Raw genomic sequence first — 17,622 nt, 5'->3', positions numbered from 1 at the left:
CAAGGCGTGCAGGTTGCTCCCGTGACGGGCCGCGTCCCTGAGATCATCCAGCCGGGGCACCGGGGAGGTGCCGGGGACGTGACCGATGGGGGTGCGGATGAACGCACGGATCGAGGACGCACGGATCGAGGACGCACGGCCGCCCGGCAGGTCCCGGCGGGTGGCCGGACTGGCCGCCCGGGTGCTGGCCCGGACCCTGCTGCTGGCGGCCGGCCTGGCCGTCGCCGCCGTCGGCTTCGGCTGGTTCGTCGACGCGCACCGCGAAACGGTCGCCTACCTCAGCGCACCCGCGTGCGGCAGCCCGGCCGCCGTGCCGGGAGCGCCCTGCACGGCCCACGAGACGGGCACGGTGAGGGCGAAGAGGATCGTCAACGGCAACGACGACACCGAGTACGAGCTGACCGTCGCCCGGGAGACGGTCACCGGCGGCTTCTTCGACGTCGGCGCGGCCTTCTACGAGGACGTCGCGGTCGGCACGTACGTGGACCTGACGGTGTGGAACGGCCGGGTGGCCGAGCTCTCCTACCACGGCCACCGCGCCCGGAACCCGGACACCCCCTGGCTGGCCTCCTTCCAGGTCGCCCTGGTGGTCGCCGCGGGTGCGACGCTCACCGTCTACGGTGTGGGCGGCCTGCGCCGGGACACCTGGAAGTTCCCGCTGATCGCGTACGGCTTCTTCGTGCTCGCCGCCTTCTTCGGCAGCCTCATCTTCGTGGGGGCGCAGTGGCCGCTCGCCCTCGTCCTCGGCATCCCCGTCGCCTGCTGGCTGTTGCTGACCGCCATGGTCACGGGGGCCAACCTGGCCGGCTGACGGGCCCGGGCCGTGACCGGCCGCCGGTGCGCGATGGGATACTGGACCGGACGATTCCGCGGGTGAGGGGTGGCGCATGAGCAGCAGACTGCGGGTGCTGCGGAAGCAGAACCGGCTCAGCCTGGAGGCGCTCGCCGAGCAGGCCGGTGTCACCAAGAGCTACCTCTCCAAGGTCGAGCGCGGCCTCGCCGACCCGTCGATCTCCACCGCGCTCAGGCTGGCCCGCGCGCTCGGAGTGGACGTCGGGCGGCTCTTCTCGGACGAGGTGGAGCCCGAACTCGTCACCGTGGTACGCGCCGAGGAGCGCACCCCGATCGCCGCCGGGGCCGGCCCCGGCGCCCCGCACTACGAGGGCATCGCGACCGGCCTCAGCGGCAAACAGATGGTGCCGTTCGTGATGTACCCGCCGACCGACGCGACCGGATCGCCGTACAAGTCCCACGACGGCGAGGAGTTCCTCTTCGTCCACGCGGGCACCGCGGAGCTGGAGTTCCCGGAGCGGACCGTACGGCTCGGCCCCGGGGACAGCGTCTACTTCAACTCGGCGCTCCCCCACCGCTGTCGGAGCACCGGCGCGGAGCCGGCCGAGATCCTGGTGGTCATCCACGACGATCCGGCCGGCCCCTCCGAGCGGGTGCCCACCCTGCCCTGAGGCCCGGCGGGGCCGACGGGGCCGACGGGGCCGACGTCCCCGGCTTCCGCCTGCGTGCGTGGCCGATGCGGTCACGTCGCCGGGACGGCACCCGCGTCGGCCAGCAGCCACGCCAGCTGCGCGGTGCCGTCCTCGTCCAGCGGCAGCAGCGGCCGCCGGGGCTCGCCGACGTCCAGGCCCTGCAGCGCCAGCCCCGCCTTGACGGTGGCCGGCAGCCCGCCGCCGAGCAGGAACTGCAGTACCGGCAGCTGGCGGTAGAACACCCGGCGGGCGGTGTCCGGGTCCCCGGCCAGTACCGCGCGGTACAGCTCCAGGGTGAGCTCCGGGATCACGCAGGGCGCCGCCGTACACCAGCCGGCCGCCCCGGCCGCGAAGGCCTCCAGTGCCAGCGGGTTGGAGCCGTTGTAGAACGGCAGTGCGCCGCCGGAGAGTTGGGCGAGGCGGTGCATCCGCTGGAGGTCGCCGCTGCTCTCCTTGACCATGGTGATGTTCTCCACCCGGTCGACCAGCCGGTGCAGCAGCTCGGGCGAGAGGTCGACCCCGGCGGTGGCCGGGTTGTTGTAGACCATCAGCGGGATGCCGATCGCCCCGGCGACCTCCTGGAAGTGCCGGGTGACCTCCCGCTCGTCCAGCCTCCAGTACGACAGCGGCAGCACCATCACCACGTCGGCGCCCACGTGTTCGGCGTAGCGGGCCCGGCGAACGGCGCCGGCGGTGGTGAGCTCGGCGATGCCGACCACGGTCGGCACCCGGCCGGCGACGGCGGCGACCGAGGCCTCGGCGGCGTCGTACCACTCCCGGTCCTCCAGGTAGGCGCTCTCGCCGGCGGATCCCAGCGGGGCGATCGCATGGCAGCCGGAGGCGACCAACCGGTCGATCAGCTCGGCGAGTCGGGCGAGGTCCGGACTGCCGTCGGTGCGGGAGAACGGGGTCACCGGGTAGGCGATGATCCCTTCGAGCGGGGTGTCGGTCATGTCAGCGTCCGTTCCGGTCGGAGGCGGGGGCGGAGGTGCCGGGGGTGGAGGTGCCGGTGGTGGAGGTGGTGCCGTCCAGCGCGTCGCCGTGGCCGGCTCGCAGGGCGCGGCGGGCGTAGTAGGCGAAGTTGGCCTGGCCGCGCTTGGGGGTGGAGATCCAGTCGTGCGCCTCTCGCGCCAGCAGGTCGGGGATCTCCCGGATCCTCCCGGCGGCGCTCGCCGACAACTGCAGCTGGGCGGCCCGTTCGAAGAGCAGCGCCAGGGTGCAGGCCTCCTCGACCGTGCCGGCCGCGACCAACTGCCCGTGGTGCGCCAGCAGGAGCGCCCGCTTGTCGCCGAGCGCGGCCGCGATGAGCTCGCCCTCCTCGTTGCCGACGGGGATGCCGGGCCACTTCTCCAGGAAGGCACAGTCCTGGTACAGCGGGCAGGTGTCCATGTGGGAGACGACCAGCGGGGTCTCCAGCATGGACAGCGCGGAGATGTGCAGCGGGTGGGTGTGGATGATGCAGTGGACGTCGGGGCGGGCGCGGTAGACCCAACTGTGGAACCGGTTGGCCGGGTTGGCCATCCCGTCGCCCTCCAGGACGTTCAGGTCCTCGTCCACCAGCAGCAGGTTGGTCTCGGTGATCTCGTCGAAGCCGAGCCCCAGGCGCTGGGTGTAGTACGTGCCCGGGCGCTCGGCGCGGGCGGTGATCTGCCCGGCCAGGCCGGAGTCGTGTCCTGCGTCGAACAGGATGCGGCAGGTCAGGGCGAGTTTCTGCCGTACCGTCCAGCCGCTGTCGGGGATCGCCTCCCGCATCCGGCGGTGGGCGAGGTCCACCAGTTCGCTCTTGTCCGCCTCGAATGTGTCGGTCATGCCGTGGCTCTCCTTCACGTCCCGGTGCTGACGGCCCCGCGCGGCGAGGACACGACATTCACCATAGGACACACCGTGTCCTGCGTCGACCGTCCCTCCGCTCGCGGGCACTCGGCAGGGACCGACGGCAGTGGCGGGAACGCCGACGGCCCCGCCGGACAGGCCCGATCGCCCGTCCGACGGGGCCGCGTGCCTCGTACGGTCCTGCCCGGCCTCGCCTACAGCCGTTCGGCCAGCGCCCGGTGGACGCGCCGCCAGGCGTCGGCCGTCGCGGCGTCGTCGTGGTCCGCCGGACGGTCGGCCGCGAAGCCGTGGCGGGCCCCCGCGTAGGTGACCAGCTCGTGGCCGACCCCGGCCTCGGTAAGCCGGCGCTCGGCCTGCTGCCACTCCTCCGGCGGGAGGATGTGGTCCAGCTCGCCGCAGAAGCCCAGCAGGTACACGCCGTTGGCCGCGATGCGCTCGGCCGTCTCCAGCGGCGGCACCGGGCCGACCAGCGGGAAGCCCGAGGTGAGCAGCCAGCCGGGGTAGAACACGGCGGCCAGCTCGAAGCGCAGCTCGGTGGCGGCGCGCACCGCGATGTGCCCGCCCATGCTCGTCCCGACGAAGGCCACCCCGTGCCCGTCGGCCAGTACCGTGGCCGCGGCCAGCGCCTCGGCGGCGTCGGCAACCAGTTCGTCGCGGTCCAGGGCGCGCATCAGCACCAGGCCGGCCTCCCGTTCCTCGGCGCTGTACCCGAGTTCGGTGCGGCGGGCGTTGCGCCAGTAGAAGTCCGGCGCCACCGCCACGTACCCGAGGCCCGCCAACTCGGCGCAGACGCCCCGGAGGTACGGGTTGACCCCGTACAGCTCGGAGCAGACCACCACCGCGCCGTGCACCTCGCCTTCCGGGCGGTGCACGTACGCCTCGATCCCGCCGGGCGTGCCCAGCTCCTGCCACTGGCCCGTCGTCTGACCCGTCGTCTGACCCGTCATCGGATTCCCCGTTACCCCGTCGATCGGCTGGAAAGTGTCGCTGCGCATCGTAGTACCGGCCTCCGCGCCCTCGGCTCCGGCTGGCTCCGGCTCCGGCTTCCGGACAAGGGCTTGGTATGAGCACGGCAAAGACTTCCCGCCGCCCCCTCCCCGCACCTGGACGGGCCGGCCGCCGGGCTGATGTGGTGTCGGGGCTCACCCGCACGTACGGACCTCCCACACCCTCACACTCGGGAGCAGACGCATGCGCACATCCTTCAAGGCCGCCGCCCACACCCTGGCCGCGCTGGCCCTGGCCGCCTTCGGCACCACCACGCTGGCCGGCGGCGCCCAGGCCCAACCCGCCCCCACGGCAGCCCACTTCGGCGCCAAGCCGCTCCACTCCGGGGCCGCCCAGCGGACGGCCGCGAGCGCCGGCAACACCCTGTCGGTCCGCTCCAGCGCCAGCCAGGGCGTGGTGTCCCCCACTCCGAAGGTGTACCTGGTCTTCTGGGGCTCGCAGTGGTCCTCCGACCCGGCCGGTGTGGCGCCCGACCTGCAGAAGATGTTCAACGGCCTCTACGGCAGCCAGGACACCTGGGGCACCGTCCTCGACCAGTACTGCGAGGGCGTCGCCAAGGGCACCACCACCTGCGGCACCAAGGGCACCCACGTCCAGCACCCGGCCTCCTCCCCGCTGGCCGGCGTCTGGTTCGACAACTCCGCCGCCGCACCCGGCAGTGCGACCGCCACCCAGCTCGCCGCCGAGGCCGGCAAGGCCGCCGCCCACTTCGGAAACACCACCCAGGCGCCCAACCTCAACGCCCAGTACGTGGTCGTCTCCGCCACCGGCACGCACCCGGACGGCTTCCCCAACTCCGGCTTCTGCGCCTGGCACGACAAGACGAGCAGCGCGTACGGCACCCTGGCCTACACCAACCTGCCGTACATCCCGGACCTCGGCGCCGGCGCCTGCACCACCTTCACGGACGGCCGCCTGCTCTCCGGCATCGAGTCCACCGAGACGCACGAGTACGCCGAGACCGTGACCGACTTCTGGCCCAGCATCGGCTGGAACGGCGGCGGCGGTGAGATCGGCGACGAGTGCGAGAACATGGACGCCTACGTCACCTTGAGCACCGGCACCTTCGACCTCCAGGGCCTCTGGTCCAACAGCGCCAACTCCTGCGTGACGCACGGCTAGCAGCACCTCCACAGGATGCCGGCCGGTGGCAACGGCGCCGCCGACCGGCACCCGGCCGGACCGATTCCTCCCGGCGGGCCCCGAGGGACGATAATGCGGGGCGGCCGACGGCCCTCGTGGCGCAGACTCAGGCCGAGCACTTTTCCGACCGGAGGATGGATTTCATGGCTGACCGGCCCCTGACGATGATGGCGGTCCACGCGCACCCCGACGACGAGGCCACCGGCACGGGCGGTGTCCTCGCCCGGTACGCGGCGGAGGGCATCCGTACGGTCCTCGTCACCTGTACCGACGGCGGCTGCGGCGACGGGCCGGGGGGCGTCAAGCCGGGCGACCCCGGGCACGATCCGGCGGCCGTCGCCGCCCTGCGCCGGCGGGAGCTGGAGGCGAGCTGCGAGATCCTGAAGGTCTCGCACCTGGAGCTCCTGGAGTACGCCGACTCCGGGATGATGGGCTGGGCGGCCAATGACGCGCCCGGGTCCTTCTGGCGCACCCCGGTGGCGGAGGGCGCCGCCCGCCTCGCCGAACTGCTGCGGCAGTACCGACCCGACGTGGTGGTGACCTACGACGAGAACGGCTTCTACGGCCACCCCGACCACATCCAGGCGAACCGCATCACGATGGCCGCCCTGGAGCTCACCGGGATGACGCCGAAGGTCTACTGGACGACGGCGCCGCGCTCGGCGATGCAGCGCTTCGGGGAGGTCATGCGCGAGCTCGGCGCGGACTGGGAGGAGCCGAACCCGGACTCGGAGCAGGACCCGGCGAAGGCCGCCGAGACGCCCGCGACGCCCGAGATGCCCGAGATCGGGCTGCCGGACGAGGAGATCACCACCTGGGTGGACACCACCGAGTTCGGCGGCCAGAAGTTCGACGCGCTGGCCGCGCACGCCAGCCAGGGCGAGAACATCTTCTTCCTGAAGATGGGCAAGGAGAGGTTCACCGAGCTGATGGGCGTGGAGACCTTCGTCCGGGTCCACGACACCACCGGCGCGGCCCTGCCCGAGAACGACCTGTTCGCCGGGCTGCGCTGAGCCGCCCCGTCGACCCGGGAACGGCACCCCCGGTCCCGGGCCGACGGTTTTCCGGGGCCCCGCTCCCCGACCGACGGCAGGCCGCTCAGGGGCGCGCGAGCCTGGCGGCCAGGTCGGCCAGGCCGAGCGAGCCCTGGGCGAGTACGCCCGTGTGCCAGGCCCGGAGGTCGAAGTCGGCGCCCAGCCGGTGCCGGGCCGCTTCCCGGCCGTCCAGCCAGGCCCGTTCGCCGAGCAGCGCCCAGCCCTCCTTGGGGTCACCCCGGCCGCGCGGCGGCGACACAGCGGGCGGCTCAGCCGTTGCCGAAGAAGCCGAGCGCGCCCACCGCGCAGACGCCGCCGGCGCCCATGAACACCGGGGTGAGCACCTTGATCTCCACCCAGCTGCCGGCTCGGAACCGTAGGCCCTTGGGCGGCCCGACCGGGTACCAGCGCTTGCGTCCGATGGGGATCGGCCACAGCACCGGGCAGCCGGAGACGGTCAGTGCGTCGCCGAGGCAGTGGACCAGGGCGCCGAGGGCGATCGGCAGCCCGATCCACAGGTACTCCTGGCCGGGCTGGTCGAACAGCCAGCCGGAGCCGTTGCCGGGCTGGTCCAGGACGTCGGCGAGCATCCACGCGCTGGTCGCGCCGAGCAGCCATACCAGGACGTCGCTGGAGACCCGGGCGTGACGCCAGAGCAGTCCCTCGATCGCGAGCACCATGTGGACGAACAGCACGGCCAGCACGCCCCAGCGGCCGCCGTACACGGCCACGGCTGCGGCGCCCGCCCCGCACAGCACGGCCCAGAGCCAGGTGTGGGTCAGCGTCCGGTGGCCGCCCGAGCGCCGGGGGTCGCCCTTGCCTCGGGTGGTCTTGTAGACGGCGTGGGACAGGTTGTCGATCACCTCGCAGAGCGCTCGGGAGACCGGCCCGAACGCCCGGGATATCGTGGCCGCCTTGTGGTCGAGGTCCGGCGCGAGCGCCGCACCCGCGCAGATCAGCGCCCCGGCGAGGAGGACCGGCCAGGGCATCGGCTCCCCCAGTCCGGCCGCCGCCGCTCCCACCGCCAGCCAGGCGGCCGCGCCTGACAAGGAATGCGCCGGTCCCATCATGTCCGTACACCCACCGATCCTTCAGTTGCGTCCCCGTCGCGAGGACCTGACATCACGGCAGCCTATCCGTCCAAGATCACCAACCGATCCGCAGGAGCGGCGGGCAGGCCGGCCCGCGGCGCGGACGGGCGCCGCGGGCCGGGAGGGCGGAGGTCAGCTAGCAGATCCCGCGGCTGTAGTCGAAGGTCGCGGCGTTCTGCGAGTACTGCCACTGCGGGGCGAGCAGCTGCTGGTCGAGCTGCGCCGCGGCGGTGCGGCTCTCCACGACGTAGCCGAAGTCCTCCAGCCAGGCCGGGTAGAGGTTCTTGGAGCCGATGAAGAAGGCGGAGCCGTCGACCGAGACCAGCTTGTGGTGCAGCGCGTAGGGGTGGCCGTCGGCCCAGGTCGAGGTCGGGGCGGCGCGGAACGGGGCGAGCTGGAGGTTGCTGCACATCGCCGACTTCGCCTGCGCCGGGTCGCCGAGGCGGGCGGTGAGGCGGGCCCGGAGGGTGTCGCTGATCTCGTTCAGGGACTTGATCTGCGAGTAGCCGCCGCTGCCGACGGTGCCCCGGTTACCCGGGTCGCTGACCACGATGCGCACCTTCACGCCGTCGGCGAGCTTGGCCGCGAGCAGGTCGAAGAGCCGGACGTCGTAGCGGGGCAGCGGTGGGCAGGTGCCGGTGACGTCCTGCTGGGAGATGTCGATGCGGCTGCCGGCGCTCGCGATCAGCGCGCGCAGGGCGGCCTCCTCCGGGTTGACCGTCTCGTAGTCGCGGTCGGCATTGGTGTTGTCGTGCAGGCCGATCGGCCCGCACTTGACGTCGTCGGCGGCAGGCACCGGGCCCGGGCGGTAGGCGGAGGCGGAGTCGGTGGCGCGGATCCCGACGCCCAGGCCACCGACGGCGATCACCGACTGGTCGCCGGTGGCGGGCACCCGGTCGGCCGGCGGGTTGCGGCGCTTCTCCAGGTCGGGGGTGCAGGCGGTGCCGCCGGTGGAGGCGTACCAGGCGGCCGAGAACGTCCCGGTGTTGCGGCAGGTCCAGTCCCACAGGGTGTCCAGGTACGCGCCGGCGGAGGCGGCGGCCGGGCCGTTCAGCGCGAGGTCGACGTCGGTGACCGGGTGGGCGGTGTCCAGGTAGTCGTTCTTCCAGTTGTTGATCCCACCGGTGATGACGCTCTGTCCGTCGACGACCAGCAGCTTGGAGTGGTTCCAGGAGAACGCCGTCTTGGCGGTGGTCATCGAGGCGACTTCGAGGGTGACCCGGCCGGCCGCGGGCCCGAGCTTGGCCACCAGCTCGTCCCGGTACTTCGACGGGAGCGCGGTGATGTTGTACAGCGGCGCGGCCCCGGCGAGGATCCGCACGTGCGGCGCGTTCCCGGCGGCCACCGAGGCCTTGAGGCCGTCCACGATGGCGTCCTGGAACGCGCCGTCCGGGAACGGCGCCAGGGTCGATATGTCGACGGTGCGGGTGGCGCGCGAGATGTTCTCGCGCATCTTGTCGAGCAGTCGGCGGGTGCCGGTGCGCTCGGTGCAGGACGGGTCGCCCCAGCAGCCGGGGGTCTGGAGCAGCCAGCCGCCCGGGTCGCCTGCCGGAGCGTCGAGCCGGTTGCCCGCCGTCCGCTGCCACACCGTTCCCGCCAGCCCGGGGGACACCTGACGCAGCGCCTGCTCCACCGCGTCCAGGTGCGGGGTGGCAGCGGCCGGCGGGGCCGGAGCCGGCGCGGGAGCGGGGACGGGGGCAGCCGACGCGGGTGCGGAGGGAAGCGCGCAGACGGCGGCGACGAGGGCCAGCGCGGGCCCGGCGAGACGGCGGCCGGAACCACGGGGGTGGTGCTCGAACACGAACGAATCCTTCATGAGAAAGCCGGGGAGGGTTCACCCGAACGGCACCATTTAATTACCTTGAGGTAACTTGATGCAACGTCAGGGCCCCACCGGGGCCGCACACGGCGGAACCCCCGCCCCTCAGTCCTCGCCCTCGACGTCGCCGGCGTCCGCGTCCGCGTCGCTGAGCCCGAGCCGCTGGTGCTCGATGTGGTAGACCACCTGGTCCAGCAGGGCCGCCACGTGGTTGTCGTAGAGCGCGTCGACGACCGAACGGCCCCGCCGCGCCCCGACGACCAGGCCGAGGTTGCGCAGCAGGCGCAGCCGGTGCGAGCAGGCGGACTGCTCCAGGCCGACCTCGGCGGCCAGTTCGGTGGCGGCACAGGGGCCTTCGCACAGCCGGGAGAGGATCAGCAGGCGGGACGGCAGTGGCGGCGGCGCTCTTCCTGGTCGCGCTGCCGCTCCAGCTCACCGGCGCCCCCGCCTGGGCCTGGGGCCCGCTGTACGCCCTGGCCTACGCCACCGGCGGCTGGGAGCCCGCCTGGGCGGGCCTGCTGGCACGACGCGAGAAGACCCTCGACGTCGACCTGCTGATGATCGTCGCCGCACTCGGCGCGGCCGCCGTCGGGCAGGTGATGGACGGCGCCCTGCTGATCGTCATCTTCGCCACCTCCGGCGCCCTGGAGGCGCTGGCCACCGCCCGTACCGCCGACTCGGTGCGCGGACTGCTCGACCTCGCCCCCGCCACCACGACCCGGCTGCGGCCGCCATCGTCACCGCGCTGACCCGGCTCACCGGCACCGCGCCGGTGCTCGTCACCGGCGACACCCCGCGCGCCGCCGCCCGGCTGGCCGCCGAGCTCGGGATCCCCGACGTCCGGGCCGGGCTGCTGCCGCAGGACAAGGTTTCCGCCATCCGCGAGCAGGAGCAGGCCGGACGCAAGGTGCTGGTCATCGGCGACGGCGTCAACGACGCCCCGGCGCTGGCCGCCGCCCACGCCGGGATCGCGATGGGCCGGGCCGGCTCGGACCTCGCCCTGGAGACCGCCGACGCGGTGATCGTCGGCGACGAGCTCGCCACCGTCCCCGCGGTTGTGGCGCTCTCCCGCCGGGCCCGTCGCCTCGTCGTCCAGAACCTCACGATCGCCTCGGTGTTCATCACGGCCCTGGTGCTCTGGGACCTGGTCGACGCCCTCCCGCTGCCGCTCGGCGTGCTCGGCCACGAGGGCTCCACCGTCCTCGTCGGCCTCAACGGCCTGCGGCTGCTGCGCGAGGCGGCCTGGACCGGGGCCCGCCCCTCGTCGGGTGCGGTCCCCAGGCCGTCGGTCCGTCAGCTGACGGCCGCCGTGGCAGCCGTGGCGGCGGTCACCGCGGCGATGGCTGCGATGGCGACGTGCATGTTCCGGATGGCCTGGCCGACGGAGTCGCCCGCCCAGTCGCCCGCGGCGATCTCCGCGAAGCGCATCTCGACCCGCTTGCGCGGGAGGTCGGGGAAGGCCAGGCCGTGCAGCCGGGCGGCGTGCAGCAGGGCTATCAGGGTCGCCGTGCGGACGTCCGGCGCCGCGTGGTGCCGGATCACCGAGGCCAGCCGCTCGCGCAGTTCCCGCTCCACGGAGCCGTCCGCCTCCGGGTAGCGGCGCACCGGGAAGAGGCCGAGCACCCGGTGGCGCTCCTCCACGACCAGACCGCGCTGGCACAGCCGCAGCACCGTGGCACGGACCGCGGTGGCGTGATCCCTGGTCAGCCACTCCGACGCCTTCGCCTTGCCGGGGGCCTTGCGCCCGATCCACTCCACGATCCGCTCCAGGCGCTCGTCCAGCAGCGGATCGCCGGTCGGGGTCGGGTCGGTGACGGCCAGCCGGCCCTCCTCCACCGCGATCCGCCCGGCCATCGCGAGGTCGGCGAGGAAGCTCCCCGCCACCGCCCATCCGGCGCTCGAACCGTCCTTCGCCACACCGGACTCGTCGTCCAGCGAGAGCAGCATCAGCTCCTCGGCGAGGGTGACGTGCATGTGCCATTTCCTTTCCCTGTACGGACCGGCCACCCCGCAGCGCCGCGACCGGCCGCCGAAACCCGGGTGTCCTCAGCCAGCAACGCCCGCACCACCGGCCCGGTTCCCGCCCACGCCAGGAAACATCAGGTGCGGGAACGTCAGGTACGGGAGCGTCACGTACGGGAACGTCACGTACGGGAACGTCAGGACGGCGGCGCCGTCTCCCGGTCCGCCGCGCCGACCGGCACGTCCGGGTGCCGGAACCACGACCCCTGGACCGCCCACTGCACCAGCATCAGCACCGCGCCCAGCAGCAGCGCGCCCAGCCCGATCACGGTGACCCCGCCGACCTCGCCGATGCCCGGCAGGTCGATCGAGGTGGCCCCGTAGTGCGGGTCGGCGTAGACGTCGAAGGCGCCGTAGGCGAAGAAGTACAGCAGCATCACGCCGCCGGCCAGCGGCAGCACGCCCTTGAACAGGAAGTCCCGGACGCTGCGGGTGAGCACTCGGCGGTAGTACCAGACGCAGGCGAAGCCGGTCAGCCCGTAGTAGAAGGCGATGCCGAGGCCGACGGAGGCGATCGAGTCGGCCAGGACGTTGCCGCTGATCGCGGTGAGCAGCACGTAGAAGGCGATCGAGACCAGGCCCATCGCGACCGTCGACCAGGTCGGGGTCTGGTGGCGCGGGTGCACCCGGGCGAAGCCGGCCGGGATGGCCCGGTGGGTGGCCATCGAGAAGGTGGTGCGGGCGGTGGGCAGGATGGTGGTCTGGGTGGAGGCGGCGGCCGAGGTCAGCACCATCAGGATGAGCAGCCGGCTGAGCACGGCGCCGATCCCGGTGGTGCCGAACACCGCGTCGCCGAGTCCGGAGAGCACGTCCCCCGAGTGGTCGGGGTTGCCGAGGCCGATGCCGTCCGTCCCGACCCCGGCGAAGGCCTGGGCGGAGGTGGCCACCAGGGCGTAGATGAGGAGCAGCAGCACGGTGGAGATGACCGCGGCCCGGCCCGGGGTGCGCGTCGAGTCGGCGGTCTCCTCGTTGACGGAGACGGCGGTGTCCCAGCCCCAGTAGATGAAGACGGCGGCGAGCATGCCGGCGGTGAACGCCGAGGTCGAGGGGATGTGGAACGGGTTGAACCAGGCGGCGGAGACCGGGATGGCGGTCGCGGGGGCGCCGGAGCCGTACGACTTGACCAGCGCGGTGACCGAGAAGACGACCAGCATGACCACCTCGACGGCCAGCAGCCAGCGCTGCAGGGCGGCGGAGAGTTCGATGCCGACGTAGCAGATCGCGGTCATCACGACGATCCACACCACGCCGGCCGTGGTGGTCCAGGCCTTGTCGTCGGCCAAGGAGTCGAGGCCGACCAGCCGGAACCCGTACACCCCGGCGATCTGGGCGAGGTTGGCCATCACGATGATGTCCGCGACGACGATCCCCCAGCCGCCCATCCAGCCGGTGCGGGGGCCGAAGGCCCGGGCGGCCCAGGTGAAGGTGGTGCCGCAGTCCGGGTCGGTGGCGTTCAACTCCTTGTAGGCGTAGGCGATCAGCAGCATCGGGACGAACGCCAGGATGGTGATGATCGGTGCCTGGAGGCCCACGCCGACCACGATGATGCCGAGGGTCGCGGCGAGGCTGTAGGCGGGGGCGGTGGAGGCGAGGCCGATGCAGACGGAGGACAGCAGTCCCAGGGCGCCTGTCTTGAGGCCCTTCTCGCCCGCACCGGAGCCGGTGGGGACGCCGGTCGGGGGGCTGGTCGGGGAGGCCGGCACGGATCCCACTCCCTTGGGTGCACGGCGGGGGCCGCGAGGACCGATGTGGTCGTCACAGCCTAGGGCCTGTCCGGCGGATCTTGTCGGATCAGCGCGCGGCGTCGGGCGCCCGGCAAGATCCGCCGGACAGGCCCTGACGCCGCCGGGGCGGGTCGGCCGTCCGGAGGAGCCCGGCCGGGCTCCTCCGGGGGTGGCCCCGCGGTTACTGCGGCGTGACGTAGGCGCCGGAGATCCCGCCGTCGACCAGGAAGGTGTTTGCGGTCATGAAGGAGGAGTCGTCCGAGGCGAGGAAAGCCACCGCGGCGGCGATCTCCTCGGGCTCGGCGAAGCGGCCGAGCGGGATGTGGACGAGCCGGCGGGCGGCCCGCTCCGGGTCCTTGGCGAAGAGCTCCTGCAGCAGCGGGGTGTTCACCGGGCCGGGGCACAGGGCGTTCACCCGGATGCCCTCGCGGGCGAACTGCACGCCCAGTTCGCGGGACATCGCGAGGACGCCACCCTTGGAGGCGCTGTAGGAGATCTGCGAGGTGGCCGCGCCCATCACGGCGACGAAGGAGGCGGTGTTGATGATCGAGCCCTTGCCCTGCCGCTGCATGTGCGGGATCGCGTACTTGCAGCACAGGTAGACGCTGGTGAGGTTGACCTCCTGGACGCGCTTCCAGGCGTCCAGGCCGGTGGTGAGGATGGAGTCGTCGTCCGGCGGGGAGATGCCGGCGTTGTTGAAGGCGATGTCGAGCCGGCCGTACTCGTCCACGGCTCGCTGGAAGAGCGCCTGCACCGCCTGCTCGTCGGTGACGTCGGCCTCCAGGAACAGGCCGCCGACCTCGTTGGCGGCCTTGGCGCCGGTCTCGGCGTCGAGGTCGACGCAGACCACCTTCGCGCCCTCGGCGGCGAACCTGCGGGCGGTGGCCAGGCCGATGCCGCTGCCCGCGCCGGTGATGACGGCCACCCGGCCGTCGAGTCGCTGGGTCATGCTGATCATTCCTCTCACTCTTCCGTGGAGATGAAGACGTTCTTGGTCTGGGTGAAGGCGTCCAGGGCGTCCGGGCCGAGCTCGCGGCCGAGGCCGGACTGCTTGAAGCCGCCGAAGGGCGTGGTGTAGCGGACCGAGGAGTGCGAGTTGACGGAGAGGTTGCCGGCCTCGACGCCGCGGGAGACGCGCAGCGCGCGGCCGATGTCCCTGGTCCAGACGGAGCCGGACAGCCCGTACTCGGTGGCGTTGGCGATCCGCAGGGCGTCCTGCTCGTCGCGGAACGGGACGACGGCGACGACCGGGCCGAAGATCTCCTCGGTGAAGGCGGGGTCGTCATGCCGTACCGGCGCGAGGACGGTCGGGGGATACCAGAAGCCGGGCCCCTCGGGGGCGGTGCCGCGGAGGGCCACGGCCGCGCCGTCGGGGACGTAGGAGGCGACCCGCTCCCGGTGGGCGGCGGAGATCAGCGGGCCCATCTCGGTCTTCTCGTCGGCCGGGTCGCCGACCCGCACGCCCCGGACGGCGGGCTCCAGCAGCGCCAGGAACTCCTCGAGCACCGACGCCTGGACCAGGATCCGGGAGCGGGCGCAGCAGTCCTGGCCGGCGTTGTCGAAGACGGCGTACGGGGCGGTGGCGGCGGCCTTGGCGAGGTCGGCGTCGGCGAAGACGATGTTGGCGCTCTTGCCGCCGAGTTCGAGGGTGACGGGTTTCACCTGGGCGGCGCAGCCCGCCATGATCTCCTTGCCGACCCGGGTCGAGCCGGTGAACACCACCTTGCGCACGTCGGGGTGGGTGACGAAGCGCTGTCCGACCACCGGGCCGCGTCCGGGCAGGATCTGCAGCACGCCTTCCGGGATCCCGGCCTGGAGGGCGAGTTCGCCGAGGCGCAGGGCGGTGAGTGGGGTGAGTTCGGCGGGTTTGACGATGACGGTGTTGCCGGCGGCCAGGGCCGGGGCGAGGGCCCAGGCGGCGATCGGCATCGGGAAGTTCCAGGGCACGATGACCCCGACGACGCCGATCGGCTCCTGGAAGGTGAGGTCGATGCCGCCGGCCACCGGGATCTGGCGGCCGAAGAGCCGCTCGGGGGCGGCGGCGTAGTACTCGATGACGTCGCGGGCGTTGCCGGCCTCCCAGCGGGCGTTGCCGATGGTGTGGCCGGCGTTGGCGACCTCCAGGGCGGCGAGGTGTTCGCGGTCGGCGTCGACGGCGGCGGCGAAGGCCCGCAGCAGTCGGGCCCGGTCGGCGGGGGCGACCGTGCGCCAGGTGTCGAAGGCGGCGCGGGCGCGGGCGATGGCGGCGTCGGTCTCGGCGAGGCCGGCCATTTCGACGGTGGTGATCACCTCCTCGGTGGCGGGGTTGACGACCTCGTGGAGGTCCGGTTCGGTCATCGGGCGGTCTCCCTCAGTGGACGGTGCGGTGGCCGGCGGTGATCAGGGCGTGGAACAGGCGGGGGTCGTCGGGGTCGGTCTCGGGGTGCCACTGGACACCCAACGCGAAGCGCCGGTCCGGCAGTTCGAGCGCCTCGACGGTTCCATCGGCACCTCGGGCGGTGACCTGCAGTCCGGTACCGAGCCGGTCGACGGCCTGGTGGTGGTAGCAGGAGACGTCGGCGGCCGGCCCGAGGACGGCGGCGAGCCGGCTGCCGTCCGTCACGGTGACGCGGTGGTGGACGAAGCGGGCGGGGACGTGCTGGTGGCTGTTGTCGGGCAGGTGCTGCAGCAGGGTGCCGCCGAGTTCGACGTTGAGCAGCTGCATGCCGCGGCAGATGCCGAGCAGTGGCAGGTCCCGGGCCAGGGCGGCGTGCAGCAGGCTGCTCTCCCAGTCGTCCCGGGGCCGGTGGGGCGGCCCGGTGCGCGGGTCGGCGGCGGCCGCGTAGCGGGCCGGGTCGACGTCCGGACCCCCGGCGAGGACGAGTCCGTCCAGGACGTCGAGCAGGTGGCCGACGCCTCCGGGTTGCGGGGGCAGCAGCACTGGCGTGCCGCCCGAGCGGGCCACGGCGTCGACGTAGGTCTGGGGCACGAGGGAGGCGCGCTGGTGCCAGACGGACCAGGCGGCGTCGTCCTGGTAACTGGTGATGCCGATCAGCGGCCGGCGGCGGCCGTCGCGTCCTGTCAGGTCGGTGCCGGTCACAGTCGCTCGAATCCGCGGCGCCGCTCCCAGTCGGTCACCGCCCGGTCGTAGGCGGCCAGTTCGGTGCGTCCGGCGTGGGTGTAGTGCCGCACGACGTCCTTGCCGAAGGCCTCGGTGGCGGCGGCGCTGCGTTCGAAGGCGTCGACCGCGTCGCGCAGGGTGGCGGGCACCCTGGGGGCCTGGGAGGCGTACGCGTTCCCGGTGAACTCCGGTTCGAGCTCCAGCTGTTGTTCGACGCCGTGCAGGCCGGCGGCGATCAGGGCGGCGACCGCGAGGTAGGGGTTGACGTCGCCGCCGGGGACGCGGTTCTCGAAGCGCAGCGACGGGCCGTGGCCGACCACGCGCAGGGCGCAGGTGCGGTTGTCGCGGCCCCAGGCGATGGCGGTGGGCGCGAAGCTGCCGGGCACGTAGCGCTTGTAGGAGTTGACGGTGGGAGCGAGCAGCAGGGCGAAGTCGGCGAGGCAGGCGAGTTGCCCGGCGAGGAAGTGCTCCATGGTGCGGGAGAAGCCGTGCGGGCGGTCGCCGGCGAACACCGGCGCGCCCTGCTCGTCGCGCAGGCTGAGGTGGATGTGGCAGGAGTTGCCCTCGCGCTCGTCGTACTTCGCCATGAAGGTGAGGCTGCAGCCCTCCTGGGCGGCGATCTCCTTGGCGCCGGTCTTGTAGACGGCGTGGTTGTCGCAGGTGGTGAGGGCGTCGGCGTACTTGAAGGCGATCTCGTGTTGGCCGAGGTTGCACTCGCCCTTGGCGGACTCGACGGTGAGGCCGGCGCCGGCCATGTCGTTGCGCAGCCGGCGCAGCAGGGGTTCGATCCGGCCGGTGCCGAGGATGGAGTAGTCGACGTTGTACTGGTTGACGGGGGTGAGGCGGGTGTAGTCCTTGTCCCAGGCCTGCTCGTAGCTGTCCCGGAAGACGATGAACTCCAGCTCGGTGGCGGCCTGGGCCTGCCAGCCGTAGCCGGCCAGCCGGTCCAGCTGGCGTTGCAGGATCTGGCGCGGGGAGACGGCGACGGGGGTGCCGTCGTGGTGGGTGACGTCGCACTGGACCATGACGGTGGCCGGGTGCCAGGGGACGGCTCGCAGGGTGGCGAGGTCGGGGCGCAGGGTCAGGTCGCCGTAGCCGCTCTCCCAGGAGGAGATGTCGTAGCCGTCGACGGTGTTCATGTCGATGTCGACGGCCAGCAGGTAGCCGCAGCCCTCGGCGGCGCCGGGCACGACGTCGGTCAGGAAGTACTCGGCGGCGACGCGTTTGCCCTGGAGGCGGCCCTGCATGTCGGTCATGGCGAGCACGACGGTGTCGACGGACCGGTCGGCGACGCGGGTGCGCAGCTCGTCGAGGGTGAGTCGGGGGCTGGTCATCGGGTCTCCAGTTCGGTGCCGGGAGTGGGC

16 protein-coding genes and 2 pseudogenes are annotated in these 17,622 nt (G+C 72.9%); 5 read left to right on the top strand and 13 right to left on the bottom strand.

The window, feature by feature from the left end; all coding sequences use genetic code 11:
* Positions 1–97: 97 nt before the first annotated feature.
* Positions 98–811, top strand: a complete 714-nt coding sequence (locus tag BX285_RS22515) for a hypothetical protein (protein ID WP_147465210.1) — start codon at positions 98–100, stop codon at positions 809–811.
* 76 nt (positions 812–887) lie between these two features.
* Positions 888–1,463 carry a helix-turn-helix domain-containing protein gene (locus BX285_RS22510; protein WP_121176838.1) on the top strand — a complete coding sequence of 192 codons (576 nt, stop codon included), beginning with the start codon at positions 888–890 and terminating at the stop codon, positions 1,461–1,463.
* Between the two features lie 71 nt (positions 1,464–1,534).
* Here the strand turns inward: BX285_RS22510 and BX285_RS22505 are convergent, their stop codons facing one another.
* The 3 genes from BX285_RS22505 to BX285_RS22495 form a co-directional block, all read right to left on the bottom strand.
* Positions 1,535–2,437, bottom strand: a complete 903-nt coding sequence (locus BX285_RS22505) for a dihydrodipicolinate synthase family protein (RefSeq protein ID WP_121176836.1) — start codon at positions 2,435–2,437, stop codon at positions 1,535–1,537.
* Position 2,438: 1 nt separating this feature from the next.
* Positions 2,439–3,293, bottom strand: a complete 855-nt coding sequence (locus tag BX285_RS22500) for an aldolase (protein ID WP_121176833.1) — start codon at positions 3,291–3,293, stop codon at positions 2,439–2,441.
* A 218-nt stretch (positions 3,294–3,511) separates the two neighbouring features.
* A complete protein-coding gene (locus tag BX285_RS22495; RefSeq protein ID WP_183107138.1) occupies positions 3,512–4,264 on the bottom strand; it encodes a dienelactone hydrolase family protein in 753 nt (250 codons plus the stop codon).
* Between the two features lie 244 nt (positions 4,265–4,508).
* Here BX285_RS22495 and BX285_RS22490 point away from each other — a divergent pair, with 244 nt between their 5' ends.
* A complete protein-coding gene (locus BX285_RS22490; protein ID WP_097239632.1) occupies positions 4,509–5,447 on the top strand; it encodes a hypothetical protein in 939 nt (312 codons plus the stop codon).
* Positions 5,448–5,611: 164 nt separating this feature from the next.
* Positions 5,612–6,481, top strand: a complete 870-nt coding sequence (locus BX285_RS22485) for a PIG-L family deacetylase (RefSeq protein WP_121176828.1) — start codon at positions 5,612–5,614, stop codon at positions 6,479–6,481.
* Between the two features lie 85 nt (positions 6,482–6,566).
* Here BX285_RS22485 and BX285_RS22480 read toward each other — a convergent pair whose 3' ends face one another.
* The 4 genes and pseudogenes from BX285_RS22480 to BX285_RS22465 all read right to left on the bottom strand — a co-directional run.
* The gene (locus BX285_RS22480) at positions 6,567–6,761 is read right to left on the bottom strand and encodes a DUF885 family protein (RefSeq protein WP_121176826.1); all 195 of its coding nucleotides are present in this window, start codon (positions 6,759–6,761) and stop codon (positions 6,567–6,569) included.
* Positions 6,762–6,771: 10 nt separating this feature from the next.
* Positions 6,772–7,572: a metal-dependent hydrolase gene (locus BX285_RS22475; RefSeq protein ID WP_097239629.1), complete on the bottom strand. Its 801-nt coding sequence runs from the start codon at positions 7,570–7,572 to the stop codon at positions 6,772–6,774.
* Positions 7,573–7,729: 157 nt separating this feature from the next.
* Positions 7,730–9,394: a phospholipase D-like domain-containing protein gene (locus BX285_RS22470; protein ID WP_259470642.1), complete on the bottom strand. Its 1,665-nt coding sequence runs from the start codon at positions 9,392–9,394 to the stop codon at positions 7,730–7,732.
* 123 nt (positions 9,395–9,517) lie between these two features.
* Positions 9,518–9,802: pseudogene (locus BX285_RS22465) on the bottom strand (ArsR/SmtB family transcription factor); the annotation flags it as partial.
* On the opposite strand from BX285_RS22465, the pseudogene BX285_RS22460 reads away from it, so the two are divergent.
* Positions 9,706–10,682: pseudogene (locus tag BX285_RS22460) on the top strand (HAD-IC family P-type ATPase); the annotation flags it as partial. The pseudogenes BX285_RS22465 and BX285_RS22460 overlap by 97 nt on opposite strands.
* Before the next feature lie 23 nt (positions 10,683–10,705).
* Here the strand turns inward: BX285_RS22460 and BX285_RS22455 are convergent.
* From BX285_RS22455 to BX285_RS22430, 6 genes are all read right to left on the bottom strand, one after another.
* Positions 10,706–11,386, bottom strand: coding sequence for a GPP34 family phosphoprotein (locus tag BX285_RS22455; protein WP_121176818.1), 681 nt, complete (start codon positions 11,384–11,386; stop codon positions 10,706–10,708).
* A gap of 185 nt (positions 11,387–11,571) precedes the next feature.
* Complete coding sequence (locus tag BX285_RS22450) at positions 11,572–13,137, bottom strand: APC family permease (RefSeq protein ID WP_121176815.1); 1,566 nt, start codon at positions 13,135–13,137, stop codon at positions 11,572–11,574.
* 202 nt (positions 13,138–13,339) lie between these two features.
* Positions 13,340–14,107 (bottom strand): 3-oxoacyl-ACP reductase, encoded by a 768-nt coding sequence (locus tag BX285_RS22445; protein ID WP_097240514.1) that lies wholly within the window; start codon positions 14,105–14,107, stop codon positions 13,340–13,342.
* Positions 14,108–14,121: 14 nt separating this feature from the next.
* Entirely contained in the window at positions 14,122–15,495 is a 1,374-nt protein-coding gene (locus BX285_RS22440; RefSeq protein WP_121176813.1) for an aldehyde dehydrogenase, read from the bottom strand.
* 13 nt (positions 15,496–15,508) lie between these two features.
* Complete coding sequence (locus BX285_RS22435) at positions 15,509–16,237, bottom strand: gamma-glutamyl-gamma-aminobutyrate hydrolase family protein (RefSeq protein WP_220783931.1); 729 nt, start codon at positions 16,235–16,237, stop codon at positions 15,509–15,511.
* A complete protein-coding gene (locus BX285_RS22430) occupies positions 16,234–17,592 on the bottom strand; it encodes a glutamine synthetase family protein (protein ID WP_121176810.1) in 1,359 nt (452 codons plus the stop codon). Before BX285_RS22430 ends, BX285_RS22435 begins: the two co-directional genes overlap by 4 nt.
* Positions 17,593–17,622: the final 30 nt, after the last annotated feature.

It is taken from the genome of Streptomyces sp. 1114.5 (genome assembly GCF_003635085.1).
Taxonomy (GTDB): Bacteria; Actinomycetota; Actinomycetes; order Streptomycetales; family Streptomycetaceae; genus Kitasatospora.
Note: the sequence above shows the minus strand (reverse complement) of the source record. Positions and strands in the feature narration are given on the sequence as shown.

Coding starts and splice junctions, on each gene's coding strand:
- BX285_RS22455 (WP_121176818.1), bottom strand. CDS start 11,386: ATGCACGTCACCCTCGCCGAGGAGCTGATGCTGCTCTCGCTGGACGAC.
- BX285_RS22500 (WP_121176833.1), bottom strand. CDS start 3,293: ATGACCGACACATTCGAGGCGGACAAGAGCGAACTGGTGGACCTCGCC.
- BX285_RS22495 (WP_183107138.1), bottom strand. CDS start 4,264: ATGACGGGTCAGACGACGGGTCAGACGACGGGCCAGTGGCAGGAGCTG.
- BX285_RS22490 (WP_097239632.1), top strand. CDS start 4,509: ATGCGCACATCCTTCAAGGCCGCCGCCCACACCCTGGCCGCGCTGGCC.
- BX285_RS22430 (WP_121176810.1), bottom strand. CDS start 17,592: ATGACCAGCCCCCGACTCACCCTCGACGAGCTGCGCACCCGCGTCGCC.
- BX285_RS22510 (WP_121176838.1), top strand. CDS start 888: ATGAGCAGCAGACTGCGGGTGCTGCGGAAGCAGAACCGGCTCAGCCTG.
- BX285_RS22440 (WP_121176813.1), bottom strand. CDS start 15,495: ATGACCGAACCGGACCTCCACGAGGTCGTCAACCCCGCCACCGAGGAG.
- BX285_RS22445 (WP_097240514.1), bottom strand. CDS start 14,107: ATGACCCAGCGACTCGACGGCCGGGTGGCCGTCATCACCGGCGCGGGC.
- BX285_RS22485 (WP_121176828.1), top strand. CDS start 5,612: ATGGCTGACCGGCCCCTGACGATGATGGCGGTCCACGCGCACCCCGAC.
- BX285_RS22475 (WP_097239629.1), bottom strand. CDS start 7,572: ATGATGGGACCGGCGCATTCCTTGTCAGGCGCGGCCGCCTGGCTGGCG.
- BX285_RS22505 (WP_121176836.1), bottom strand. CDS start 2,437: ATGACCGACACCCCGCTCGAAGGGATCATCGCCTACCCGGTGACCCCG.
- BX285_RS22515 (WP_147465210.1), top strand. CDS start 98: ATGAACGCACGGATCGAGGACGCACGGATCGAGGACGCACGGCCGCCC.